This window comes from Streptomyces ferrugineus, assembly GCF_015160855.1.
In the GTDB taxonomy this organism is placed as follows: Bacteria; Actinomycetota; Actinomycetes; order Streptomycetales; family Streptomycetaceae; genus Streptomyces; species Streptomyces ferrugineus.
On sequence record NZ_CP063373.1, the window covers coordinates 5,667,326 to 5,678,781 of the forward strand.

Annotated in this window: 11 protein-coding genes and 1 pseudogene; 6 read left to right on the forward strand and 6 right to left on the reverse strand. The window is 72.8% G+C overall.

Annotated elements, in window-relative coordinates:
* Positions 1-32: 32 nt before the first annotated feature.
* From IM697_RS25590 to IM697_RS25600, 3 genes are read right to left on the reverse strand one after another with little or no spacing between them, the layout of a single operon-like run.
* Positions 33-1,856 (reverse strand): sensor histidine kinase, encoded by a 1,824-nt coding sequence (locus IM697_RS25590; protein ID WP_194038448.1) that lies wholly within the window; start codon positions 1,854-1,856, stop codon positions 33-35.
* On the reverse strand, positions 1,853-2,557 hold the full coding sequence (locus IM697_RS25595; protein ID WP_194038449.1) for a response regulator transcription factor: 705 nt from the start codon (positions 2,555-2,557) through the stop codon (positions 1,853-1,855). Before IM697_RS25595 ends, IM697_RS25590 begins: the two co-directional genes overlap by 4 nt.
* A gap of 29 nt (positions 2,558-2,586) precedes the next feature.
* Positions 2,587-3,327, reverse strand: coding sequence for a L,D-transpeptidase family protein (locus tag IM697_RS25600; RefSeq protein WP_194038450.1), 741 nt, complete (start codon positions 3,325-3,327; stop codon positions 2,587-2,589).
* A gap of 79 nt (positions 3,328-3,406) precedes the next feature.
* On the opposite strand from IM697_RS25600, the gene IM697_RS25605 reads away from it, so the two are divergent.
* Positions 3,407-3,757, forward strand: a complete 351-nt coding sequence (locus IM697_RS25605) for a DUF488 domain-containing protein (protein ID WP_194038451.1) — start codon at positions 3,407-3,409, stop codon at positions 3,755-3,757.
* A gap of 22 nt (positions 3,758-3,779) precedes the next feature.
* Here the strand turns inward: IM697_RS25605 and IM697_RS25610 are convergent, their stop codons facing one another.
* Positions 3,780-5,453 carry an FAD-binding dehydrogenase gene (locus IM697_RS25610; protein ID WP_194038452.1) on the reverse strand — a complete coding sequence of 558 codons (1,674 nt, stop codon included), beginning with the start codon at positions 5,451-5,453 and terminating at the stop codon, positions 3,780-3,782.
* Between the two features lie 24 nt (positions 5,454-5,477).
* The gene (locus tag IM697_RS25615) at positions 5,478-6,104 is read right to left on the reverse strand and encodes a TetR/AcrR family transcriptional regulator (protein WP_194038453.1); all 627 of its coding nucleotides are present in this window, start codon (positions 6,102-6,104) and stop codon (positions 5,478-5,480) included.
* A gap of 109 nt (positions 6,105-6,213) precedes the next feature.
* Between IM697_RS25615 and IM697_RS25620 the strand changes: the two genes are divergently transcribed.
* From IM697_RS25620 to IM697_RS25635, 4 genes are all read left to right on the forward strand, one after another.
* Positions 6,214-6,843 carry an alpha-ketoglutarate-dependent dioxygenase AlkB gene (locus tag IM697_RS25620; RefSeq protein WP_194038454.1) on the forward strand — a complete coding sequence of 210 codons (630 nt, stop codon included), beginning with the start codon at positions 6,214-6,216 and terminating at the stop codon, positions 6,841-6,843.
* A gap of 110 nt (positions 6,844-6,953) precedes the next feature.
* The gene (locus IM697_RS25625) at positions 6,954-8,135 is read left to right on the forward strand and encodes an acyltransferase family protein (protein WP_194038455.1); all 1,182 of its coding nucleotides are present in this window, start codon (positions 6,954-6,956) and stop codon (positions 8,133-8,135) included.
* Between the two features lie 50 nt (positions 8,136-8,185).
* A complete protein-coding gene (locus IM697_RS25630; protein WP_194038456.1) occupies positions 8,186-8,932 on the forward strand; it encodes an MBL fold metallo-hydrolase in 747 nt (248 codons plus the stop codon).
* A gap of 41 nt (positions 8,933-8,973) precedes the next feature.
* Complete coding sequence (locus IM697_RS25635) at positions 8,974-10,209, forward strand: DUF4032 domain-containing protein (protein WP_194038457.1); 1,236 nt, start codon at positions 8,974-8,976, stop codon at positions 10,207-10,209.
* 1 nt (position 10,210) lies between these two features.
* On the opposite strand, the gene IM697_RS25640 is transcribed toward IM697_RS25635, so the two are convergent.
* On the reverse strand, positions 10,211-11,095 hold the full coding sequence (locus IM697_RS25640) for a universal stress protein (RefSeq protein WP_194038458.1): 885 nt from the start codon (positions 11,093-11,095) through the stop codon (positions 10,211-10,213).
* Positions 11,096-11,200: 105 nt separating this feature from the next.
* Here IM697_RS25640 and IM697_RS25645 point away from each other — a divergent pair.
* Positions 11,201-11,365, forward strand: a pseudogene (locus IM697_RS25645) (VOC family protein); the annotation flags it as partial.
* Positions 11,366-11,456 lie beyond the last annotated feature (91 nt).

Below are 11,456 nucleotides of genomic sequence, written 5' to 3' on the forward strand. Positions count from 1 at the left end.
GCTCGTCGGCACGGGCGTAGCGTCCGCGCGGCTCAGTCGGGCGCCTCGGCCGCCGGCAGTCGCAGCGTGAACACGGATCCGGCGCCTGGCTCGCTCGCCGCGTCGACCGTCCCCCCGTGCGCGGCGACCAGGTGCCGGACGATCGGCAGGCCCAGCCCACTGCCGCCGGTACGCCGACTGCGGGACTTCTCCGCGCGCCAGAACCGGTCGAAGACGTAGGGCAGGTCCTCGGCGTCGATTCCGGTCCCCGTGTCGGTGACGTCGAGGACGACGAAGTCGCCGTCGCGCTGGGCGGTGAGGGTGACGGTGCCGTCGGCCGGTGTGTGACGCAGGGCGTTGGAGACGAGGTTGCCGAGTGCCTGGCGCATGCGGACCGGATCCGCGTCCAGCCAGGGCGTGCCGTCGGCCGTGGTGCGCAGGGTGACGCCGGCGGTGTCGGCGGCGACCCGGTGGGCGGCGGCGACCTGGCCGAGGAGGTCGTCGGCGCGCACGGGCTCACGGTGCAGGCGCAGGGTGCCGGCGTCGGCGGCGGCGAGGTCCTGGAGATCGTCGATGACGCGCTGCAGGACGAGCGCCTCCTCGTGCAGGGAGGCGAGCAGGGCGGGGGCGGGGGCGACGACGCCGTCGCGGGTGACTTCCAGCCAGCCGCGGATGTTGGTCAGCGGGCTGCGCAGTTCATGGGCGATATCGCTGACCATGGCCTTGCGCTGGGCCTCCAACCGCTCGCGCCGCTCGGTGAGTTCGTTGAACGCCGCGGCGAGGATGCCGGTCTCGTCGCGGGTGGTGACGGGGACGCGCACATGCAGCTCGGGCGGCTGCTGGGCCGCCTCGGTCAGCGCCCGCAGCGGCCGGACCAGCCGGGTGGCGACCACGGCGGTCACGGCCACGGTGACGGCCAGTACGAGGCCGGCGGCACCGACGACCTTGGCCTTGTTGGCCGGGGACATGTCGAACCGTACGGCCGTCGTGTCCCCGCCGCCCAGGAACAGCTCGGCGACGGGGGCCACGTACGGGTCGAGCTGGGCGCGGCGGGCGGCGTCGGCGCAGCTCTCCGCCTTCCGCAGGGACTCCGGGTCCCCGGGGCGACCGACCTTGCCCATGAGGTACCGCGTGCCGATGCGGCGCTCGTTGATGTCGACGGCGACGAACAGGTCCCGGCCGGCGCTCACGCCGTTTCGTTCCAGGCAGTCCCAGGACCGTTCCGTGAGTTCGGACAGAGCCTTCTTCTCGGTGGGCGTCGGAGTGTTGAGCCTGCCGTCGGCGCACTCGTCGGGTACGTAGCCGGCCGCGACGGCCCCCTTCTCGTCGCTGAGGACGGGGCGTCCGCTCGGCGTCCTCAGCACGGTGGTCTCGTAGCCGTTGCGGGCGTAGCACTGCTGCCTGGCCGTGGCGAGCTCGTCCAGTCGGACCCGCTCCCCGGCCGGCAGCAGATAGGGCCCCACCACGCGGGGGTCGAGCCCGCTGCGCTGCGCCCCGCGCTCCGTGTAGGTGTCGGTGCGCAGCGGGTCGATGGTGGCGGCGGCGCGTGGCGGCAGGGAGGTGCCGGGCGGTGCGGAGTCGGCGATGGTCCGGCGGTCCGGGGTGGTCAGCGCGATACGGCGCCCGGTCCGCGCGGACAGCGCACGCACCGTCTCCTCGACGCCTCTCCAGTCCGGGTGGGTCGCGGCGTATCCGCTGAGCCGGGCCAGGACGTCCATGTCCTCCGCGAGGACCTGTCCCTGCTCCTCGCGCAGCGCCCGAGTGGTGGTCTCCACCGCCAGCCAGGCCGTCGCCGCCACCGAGCACACGGCGATCAGCACCGTCGCGATCAACAGCCGGACCAGGAGGCGCTTGCGCACCGGGATGCGCGCGGTCACGCACGGCCCCCGCTGAGCTTGTAGCCGACGCCGAACACCGTCAGCAGCCGCACCGGCCTGCGCGGGTCGGCCTCGATCTTCTTGCGCAGGTTCATGATGTGGACGTCGACGGCCCGTTCGGTGGAGGCCCGGTCGGTGCCCCGGGTGCACTCCAGCAACTGCCGCCGGGAGAAGACGCGTTCGGGTTCGGCCGTCATGGCGAGGAGGATCTCGAACTCGGCCGGCGTGCACTCCACCGCCGCCCCGTCGCATCGCACCTCGTGCCGTACGGGGTCGACGGCGAGGCCCGCCGCGCGGACCACGGGATCCTCCCGCCGGCCGGCGGCACGTCCGCTGCGCCGCAGCACCGTGCGGATGCGGGCCATCAGCTCCCGCGGGCTGTACGGCTTGGTCATGTAGTCGTCGGCGCCGAGTTCGAGGCCGAGCAGTACGTCGTCCTCCGCCGACCGGGCCGTCAGCATCAGCACGGGGAGGTCCGGATCGTCGGGGTTCCGGCGCAGCACCCGGCACACCCCGAAGCCGTCGATCACCGGCAGCATCAGGTCCAGCACGACCAGGTCGGGCCGTCGCCGCCGGACCGCGTCGAGGGCGGCCGGCCCGTCGTGCACCACGGTGGCGGTGTGGCCCTCCGCCAGCAGGGAGCGTCGTATCAGTTCGGCCTGCATCTCGTCGTCCTCGGCGACCAGCACATGTGCGCACACGCGGCGGATCCTAAGCGGTCCGGGGGATTTCAGCGGGCCAGTGACTTGGCGTCGCCCATGACGACGACGGGATGCCGGTCGGGGTCCAGCGCCCGCAGCAGCTCCCTCATGTGCTCCCGCGCGATGCTGACGCAGCCCTGTGTCGGGCCGTCGTGGTCGACGTGCAGCCATATGCCGCCGCCGCGGCCCGCGCCGAGCGGGCGGGTCCAGTCCAGGGGTGAAGTGCCGGGCCGGCGGTTGTAGTTGATGGCGATCACGTAGTCGAAGGAGCCGGCGAGCGGCTCGCCCTCGAAGCCGGTGCCGGTGGCCGTGAACCCGACGCCGTGGTCGTAGGGCAGCCTGGTCCCGGGGTCGCGGAGCAGGCCCCCGGCGTCGGTGAGGGTGAAGACGCCGACGGGTGAGCGCAGATCGCCGGCGCGGTGGTGGTCGGTCCAGCCGCGCAGGGCGTTGTGGGCGGGCCAGCTCGCGCCGGCCTCCCAGCCGATGTCGCTGCGCTCGTACAGGACGACCGTCGACTGCGAGGAGTTCCTGCCGCGTCCGGTCACGACGACGGCCTGACGTGCCTCGGCGGGCACCTTCGCCCAGGTCTTCGGGCCCAGTCCGGGCAGTTGCTGCGGGGCCACCTCCAGGGCGACGTCGGGCAGGGGCGTGGCGGCCGCGGGCCTGGTGGCGGTGGGCCGGCTGTCCGGCGTCGCCGCGTCACCGCCGCCGCAGCCGGTCAGCAGCAGGGAGGCGGCCAGCAGTGCGACACGGGGCTTGTGCGTGATCATGAGTCGACCTTGGCCGACACTTGTGAGGAACTCGTCAGGTCCGGCGGGTCGTCGTCCGCCGCCCGAGAAAGGTCCGGCCATGAGTGTTCGCATCCGTCGTGTCTATGAGACGCCCGAGCCCGAGGACGGCGTTCGCGTCCTGGTCGACCGGCTGTGGCCGCGCGGTCTGTCGAAGGACGCCGCCCGGGTGGACGAGTGGCCGAAGGGACTCACCCCGTCGACCGAGCTGCGCCGCTGGTACCACGCGGACGAGAGGTCGTACGACGAGTTCGCGCGCCGCTACGAGGCGGAGCTGGCCGAACCCGAGGCGGCGGAGCTCCTGGAGCGGGTACGGGCGTGGGCGGCCAAGGGTGACGTGACGCTGCTGACCTCCTCCAAGACCCCCGAACAGAGCCACGCCGCGGTGCTGGCCCGCCTCCTTGGGGAGTGAGGAGACGGGCCGGCCGGCGCGTTCAGGCCGTCTGCTCGGCCGCCGTCCGTCCCGCCGTCCGGCCGGAGAACAGGCAGCCGCCGAGGAAGGTGCCCTCCAGGGCGTTGTAGCCGTGGACGCCGCCACCGCCGAAGCCGGCGACCTCGCCGGCCGCGTACAGGCCGTCGATGGGCGTGCCGTCAGCGCCCAGGGCGCGGGAGTGGAGGTCGGTCTGGATGCCGCCGAGGGTCTTGCGGGTCAGGACGTGCAGCTTGACGCCGATGAGGGGGCCGGCCGCCGGGTCGAGGATGCGGTGCGGGGTGGCGACGCGGCCGAGGCGGTCGCCGATGTAGCGGCGGGCGTTGCGGATGCCCTGGACCTGGGCGTCCTTGCTGTAGGGGTTGGCGATCTGCAGGTCGCGGGCCTCGATCTGGCGCCGGACGGTCTCGGCGTCGAGGAGCGGCTTGTCCGTCAACTCGTTCATCTTCTCGACCAGTTGCTCCAGCTTGGGCGCGGTCACGAAGTCCGCGCCGTTGCGCAGGAAGGCGGCCACCGGTCCCGGGGCGCCCTTGCCGAGCACGCGTTCCTTCAGGAACCCGGTCCGGTCCTTGGCGGTGATGTCGGGGTTCTGCTCGGAGCCCGACAGCGCGAACTCCTTTTCGATGATCTTCTGGCTGAGGATGAACCAGGAGTGGTCGTACCCGGCGATGTCCTCGGTCGTGCGCAGGTGCTCCAGCGTGCCGAGGGTGTCGTAGCCCGGCAGACAGGGGTCGGGGAGCCGGCGGCCGAGGGCGTCGAACCACATCGACGACGGCCCGGGCAGGATGCGGATGCCGTGGCCGGGCCAGATCGGATCCCAGTTCTGCAGGCCCTCGGTGTAGTGCCACATACGGTCGCGGTTGACCAGCCGTACGCCCGCCTCCGCGCTGATGTCGAGCATGCGGCCGTCGACATAGGCCGGGACGCCGGTGACCATCTCGGTGGGCGGGGTGCCGAGCCGCTCGGGCCAGTAGCGGCGGACCATGTCGTGGTTGGCACCGATGCCGCCGGTGGTGACGATCACGGCCTGGGCGGTGAGCTCGAACTCGCCGGCGCGGTCCCGGTTGGAGGCGACGCCCCGGGGCGAGTGGTCGTCGGCCAGGACCGTTCCGCGCACCCCGCGCGCGGAGCCGTCCTCGATGACCAGTTCGTCGACCTGGTGCCGGTGGTAGAAGGTGAGCAGCCCGTCGCGGGCGGCCTGCTTGGCGTACCGGACGAAGGGCTCCACGACGCCCGTGCCGGTGCCCCAGGCGATGTGGAACCGGGGCACGGAGTTGCCGTGGCCGTCGGCCCGTAGGTCGCCGCGCTCGGCCCAGCCCACCGTGGGCAGGAACTTGATGCCGTGCCCGTCCAGCCAGGCGCGCTTCTCGCCGGCCGCGAACTCGACGTACGCGCGTGCCCAGCGCACCGCCCAGGAGTCCTCGTCCTCCACCCGGTCGAACCGGGCGCTGCCCTGCCAGTCGTTCCAGGCCAGGTCGAGGGAGTCCTTGATGCCCAGGCGCCGCTGCTCCGGGGAGTCGACGAGGAACAGCCCGCCGAAGGACCAGAACGCCTGTCCGCCGAGGTTGGCCGCGTTCTCCTGGTCCACCAGCGCGACCCTGCGGCCCCGGCTGGTCAGTTCGCTCGCGGCGACCAGGCCCGCGAGTCCCGCTCCGACGACGATGACGTCGGCATCCATGGCGACCGTCCCTTCCTCATGTCCTCATGTGGTGGTGTCGCTGCCGTCGGTGAGCAGCGCGGTGAGCAGTTGTTTCAGCCAGGCGCGGGCGTGCTCGACGTCCTTGTCCAGCAGCAGTTGGGTGGTCACTCCGTCGTAGGCGGCGACCACGGCGTGGGCGGCGCCGTCGATGCCGCCGAGCACGGCGGGCAGTGCGGTGTCTGCCCGCGCGCGGGCCAGCCGGTCGGCGATCGCGCCGCGCAGTCGGGCCCGGTGTTCCAGCAGTGTCCGGGCCACGGCCGGTGCGCGCGCGGCGTGCACCAGGAAGTCCGTCTTCACCAGCAGCCAGTCGCGGTCCAGGAGCAGCACGTCGGTCACCCGGTCCACGGCGGCGGGCACGTCCAGGTCCGGCCCGTCGAGGGCGAGCGCCCCGGAGACCTGCTCCGCGATCACGTCCGCGCGCTGCTGGTAGAGGGCGAAGAACAGTTCGTCCAGGCTGTCGAAGTTGGAGTAGAAGGCACCCCTGCTGTAGCCGGCGGCGTCGCAGACCTCCTCGATGGAGACCCGGCCGAAGCCCTTGGCGGCGAACACCTCGAAGGCGGCGTCGAGCAGGTTGGCCCGGGTGCGGACCCGGCGCTTGGTGACACGCCTGGTCGTCTCCTCCACCGCCACGTCCGGACCTCCGTTCGATACATGAATGTATCCGATACATGAGTGCATCCAAAGAGTCCGACCGAAAACCGATGGGAACAAATTTTCGATTCAGGGGTACGCTGGCAGCATGGCCACGCACCTCCAGGGCTCCCTGTTCGACCAGACCGACGAGCTGCGGCTCGGCTCCCTCGCCGGGGTCCGCCGCACCCGGCTCGCCCGTGGCGCCTGGATCGACGTGCTGCCGGGCTGGCTCAGCGGGGCCGACGCGCTGTTCGAACAGCTCGCCTCCGAGGTGCCGTGGCGTGCCGAGCGGCGCACGATGTACGACCACGTGGTCGACGTACCGCGACTGCTCGCCTTCTACGGGGCGGACGACGCGCTGCCGCATCCCGTCCTCGTCGAGGCCCGCGACGCGCTGTCCGCGCACTACGCCGAGGAGCTGGGTGAGCCGTTCACCACGGCCGGGCTCTGCTACTACCGCGACGGCCGGGACAGCGTGGCCTGGCACGGTGACCGGATCGGACGGGGCGCGCGCGAGGACACCATGGTCGCCATCCTCTCCGTGGGCGCGCCCCGGGATCTGCTGCTGCGCCCGATGCGCGGCGGGGGTCGGACGGTGCGCCGGCCGCTGGGGCACGGCGACCTGATCGTGATGGGCGGCTCCTGCCAGCGGACCTGGGAGCACTCGGTACCGAAGACCACACGCGCGACGGGACCGCGCATCAGCGTGCAGTTCCGCCCGCACGGCGTGCACTGAGGCTTCAGAGGCGGCCGCTTCGGGTGCACGCGGGGGCTGCCTCCGGCGGACGGTGCCGGAGGCAGCCCTTCCTCTGGGCGAGGCCCCGCCGCGCCCCCACACTGGTCCGGGTGAGCGCGCAGACGCAGGTCCCGGCCACCGCTCCCCGACGCGGCGAACTCGACACGCTGCGGGTGCTCGTCGTCCTCGGGCTGGTCTTCTTCCACTCCGCCCTGGTGTTCTCGCCGGACGACGACTTCTACGTCAAGAACGCCGAGACGACCGGCGCCGTCACCGTGCTCGCCGGGTTCGGGGTGGTCTGGGCGATGCCCATGCTGTTCCTCGTCGCCGGGCTCGGCTCCCGGCACTCGATCCGCCGGCGCGGGGCCGCCCGGTTCACCCGGGAACGCCTGCTGCGCCTGGGAGTTCCGCTGGTCGTCGCGACGGTCGTGCTGTGCCCGCTCCCCCAGTGGCTGCGGCTGCGGGCCGCCGACCCGGGCTACGACGAGTCGTACGGGCGCTTCTGGCTCCGCTTCCTCACCGTCCACCCGGACCTGGCCGACTTCCCGTTCGTCCTCGACGGGGAGCACTTCGAGACCGGCCACCTGTGGTTCGTCGTGCTCCTGCTCACCTTCAGCCTGCTCCTCGCCCCGGTCGCGGCGCCGCTGGCGGCCTGGTCGCAGCGCGCGGGACAGGCGGTGCAGCGGCGCCCGTCCCTGCTCCTGGCGCCCCTTGTGCCGCTCGCCGCGATCAACGCCTTCCTGGGGATGGAGGAGGGCTTCGCGGGCTGGAACCGCTGGGCCTATCTGGTGTTCTTCGCCTTCGGGTACGCCCTCGCCGACGACGTGCGCGTCCGCGCCGCCCTGCGCCGGCTCGCCGTGCCGGTGGGGGTGGCCGGGCTGGTCCTGTTCGCGGGGACCGCGCCCGGGTTCCTCGCGCTGGACGACCCGTTCACCGACGGGAGCGCGCCGGCGCTGGTGACCCGGGCCGTGTTCGGGGCGGCGGGCTGGTGCTGGGTCGTGGCGATCCTCGGGCTCCTGGACCGGCCGCGCGAGGTGCGGGCGCCGTCGCGCGCGATGGTGTACCTCGGGATCGCCGCCCTGCCCGTGTATGTGCTGCACCAGCCGGTCGTGGTCGCCCTGGCGTACGGCGTGGCGGGGTGGCCGGCGCCGATCGCGGTCGAGTACGCGGTGATCGTGGCCGGTTCGCTGATCGTGATCCTCGCGCTGTACGAGGGTGTGGTGCGCAGGACGCGGTGGACGAGGTTCCTGTTCGGGATGCGTCCGGCCCCGCCGAAGGCGCTTTCACCGTGATCTGCTTTGCTGTCGCACGTCGGGCACGTACCTCACCACGCGGGACGATCATGCGGGCAGATGTGCAGCAAGTCGCGGACGGCACCTGTCTGGTGCACGGCAGCAACACCAACTGGGTGATCCTGACCGAGGGGGACGCGATCACGCTGATCGACACCGGCTACCCCGGGGACCGGCCGCGGCTCCTCGCCTCGCTCGCGGAGGTGGGCGGTGCGCCGGAGGCGGTGCGGGCCGTACTGATCACGCACGCGCACACCGACCACCTGGGCAACGCCGAGTACCTGCGCGACACGTACGGCACGCCGATATTCCTGCACGAGGCCGAAGTGCCGCACGCCCGCCGCGAGTTCCTGCACCAGGTCGATGTCGGGACGGTCCTGCGCAACGGCTGGCGGCCCGGTGTCCTGCCCTGGGCGATCCACGCGATCCGCTCCGGCGGCACCGCGCACGTCCCGGTCACCTCCCCCGAGGCGTTCCCGTCGCCGGGGCCGCTGGACCTGCCCGGCCGCCCCGTACCGGTGCACACGCCCGGTCACACCGACGGCCACTGCGCCTACCATCTGCCGGACGCCGGTGCGGTGATCGCGGGCGACTCCCTGGTCAGCGGGCACCCCACCTCGCGGATCAAGGGGCCGCAGCTGCTGCCGGACATGTTCCACCGCGAGCGGGCGCGGGCCGTGGCCTCGCTGGCCGTGCTCGAAGACCTCAAGGGCGAGGTGCTACTGCCCGGGCACGGTCCGCTGCACCGGGGCTCGGTGCGCGAAGCCGCTCTTCAGGCCCGGGAGCGCGCCCTTTAGGGTGAGCTGACGATTCCCCGCGAGCCGAGGACGAACGGACCATGGCACTCCAGATCAGCGCGACGAATCCGGAGCACCCCGCGCTCCTGCTGGAACTGCCCTGGCAGCTCCCCTTGGAGGAGTGGCCGGAGGAGGTGCTGGTCCCGCTGCCCCGCGGCATCTCCCGCCACGTCGTGCGCTACGCCCGCGCCGGCGACGAGGTCATCGCCGTCAAGGAGCTCGCCGAGCGCCCGGCCCTGCGTGAGTACGAGCTGCTGCGCGACCTGGACCGGCTCGGCATCCCCGCGGTCGACCCGCTGGCCGTGGTCACCGGCCGCACCGACACGGCCGGCGGCCCGCTGGAGTCGGTGCTGGTCACCCGGCACCTGGGCGGCTCGCAGCCGTACCGCTCGATGTTCGAGACGACGATGCGCCCGGCGACCATGCACCGGCTCATGGACGCGCTCGCCGTGCTGCTGGTCCGTCTCCACCTCGCCGGCTTCGCCTGGGGCGACTGCTCGCTGTCCAACACGCTGTTCCGGCGCGACGCGGGCGCCTACGCCGCGTACCTGGTGGACGCCGAGACCGGCGATCTGCATCCGCGGCTCAGCGAGGGCCAGCGCGACTACGACCTGGACCTCGCCCGGGTCAACATCAGCGGCGAGCTGCTGGACCTGGAGGCGTCCGGGGCGCTGCACCCCTCCGTCGACCCGATCGAGTTCGGCATGGAGATCTGCGCCCGCTACCGGAGCCTGTGGCAGGAGCTGACCCGCACCTCGGTGTACCCGGCGGGCAAGTACCACTACATCGAGCGCCGGATACGCCGCCTGAACGACCTCGGTTTCGACGTGGCCGAGATGCAGATCGAGCACGCCGCCAACGGCGACACGGTCACCTTCGTGCCCAAGGTCGTCGACGCCGGCCACCACCAGCGCCAGCTGCTGCGCCTGACGGGCCTGGACACCGAGGAGAACCAGGCCCGCAGGCTGCTGAACGACCTGGAGAGCTGGATGGCCACCCAGGACGACTACGCCCCGGGCGACCCCCTCGGTGCCCGTCCCGAGGTGCTCGCCCACCGCTGGGTGCGCGATGTCTTCCGCCCCACCGTGCGGGCCGTACCGCTCGAGCTGCGCGGCTCCATGGACCCGGCCGAGATCTACCACGAGCTGCTCGAACACCGCTGGTACCTGTCCGAGCGGGCGCAGCACGACATCGGCCTGGACACGGTGGTCGAGGACTACATCGAGAACATCCTGCCCAAGGCCCGCGAGACGCTGCAGCCGACCACGTCCGACTGACTCACTCGTCGTGCGGCACCACGGCCACCGGGCAGGGCGCGTGGTGCAGCACGCCGTGCGCCACCGAGCCGATGCGGGCGCCCACGGCCGTACGGCGGGCGCGGCGCCCGACGACCATCAACTGGGCCCGCCCGGCCACCGACAACAGCACCTGCCCGGCGCTGCCCATCTCGACGTGCTCGACCACATGCACGTCCGGGAAGCGCTCGCGCCACGGCCGCAGCGCCTCGCCCAGGGACTTCTTCTCGTACGGCTCCAGCCCTCCGGCATCGTCGAGGAGCTTCATGGAGGCCGGGCTGTAGGAGAACAGCGGCGGCAGGGTCCAGGCCCGCACCGCGCGTACGGCCGCGCCACGCGCCGCGGCCGTCTCGAACGCGAACCGCAGGGCGGGGGCGCTGTCGTCCGGGTCGCCCTGCTGGCCCACCACGATCTCGCGCCCGGCGGCCTCGGCGGACGCCTGGTCCCCGGCCCGGACGAGGACGACGGGCCGCGTAGCCCCGGCGATGACCTGCTGTCCGACGGAGCCCAGCAGGAACCCGACGACCGCGGCCTGGCCCCGCGAACCCAGCACCAGCATCTCGGCGTCCGCCGCGGCGGCGAGCAGTGTGTCGGCGGGCCCGCCGTCGAGGACGTCGGTGGTGACGTCCAGCCCGGCATGCCGCTCGGTGACGGAGCGGGCGGCCTCCGCCAGCCCCTCGCGGACCCACCGGGCCTGGGTGTCGGCGTCTTCGGCGTACCCCGCGTCCACCGCCTCGTGCGGCTGGAACCGCCACGCGTGCACCACCCGCAGGGCGAGCCCACGGCGGACCGCCTCCCGGGCGGCCCAGCCCAGCGCGGCGACGCTCTCCTCCGAGCCGTCCACCCCTGCCGTGATCGGGCGCGTCATACCGGCTGCCTCCTCATGTAAATGATCATGTCTTCGCATCATGGTCATGTCCTCGACCCCAGTCTTCACTACCCCGCGGGCCTGGCATGGGAAGGGGAGCAAGTGATGGTGGACTCGGCCGATCCGGAGGCCCTCGGGCGCTGGTGGGCCGAGGTCCTGGGCTGGGTCGTGGTGTGCGACGAGCCCGACGAGTTCGAGCGGCTCCACCTCGACTACCGGCCCCACGACCGAGACGCGGAGGTCGCCCGCCTCCTCGCCCTCGGCGCGCGGCGCGGCTGAAAACCGCCGCCTCGCGCATACCCGCGCGAGGCGGGTGGATCGAACATACGATGGACCGGAGTCGGCGCGGCGGTCGCGAGGA

Coding starts and splice junctions, on each gene's coding strand:
- IM697_RS25620 (WP_194038454.1), top strand. CDS start 6,214: ATGGCCACGCACCTCCAGGGCTCCCTGTTCGACCAGACCGACGAGCTG.
- IM697_RS25630 (WP_194038456.1), top strand. CDS start 8,186: ATGCGGGCAGATGTGCAGCAAGTCGCGGACGGCACCTGTCTGGTGCAC.
- IM697_RS25610 (WP_194038452.1), bottom strand. CDS start 5,453: ATGGATGCCGACGTCATCGTCGTCGGAGCGGGACTCGCGGGCCTGGTC.
- IM697_RS25605 (WP_194038451.1), top strand. CDS start 3,407: ATGAGTGTTCGCATCCGTCGTGTCTATGAGACGCCCGAGCCCGAGGAC.
- IM697_RS25635 (WP_194038457.1), top strand. CDS start 8,974: ATGGCACTCCAGATCAGCGCGACGAATCCGGAGCACCCCGCGCTCCTG.
- IM697_RS25640 (WP_194038458.1), bottom strand. CDS start 11,095: ATGACGCGCCCGATCACGGCAGGGGTGGACGGCTCGGAGGAGAGCGTC.
- IM697_RS25600 (WP_194038450.1), bottom strand. CDS start 3,327: ATGATCACGCACAAGCCCCGTGTCGCACTGCTGGCCGCCTCCCTGCTG.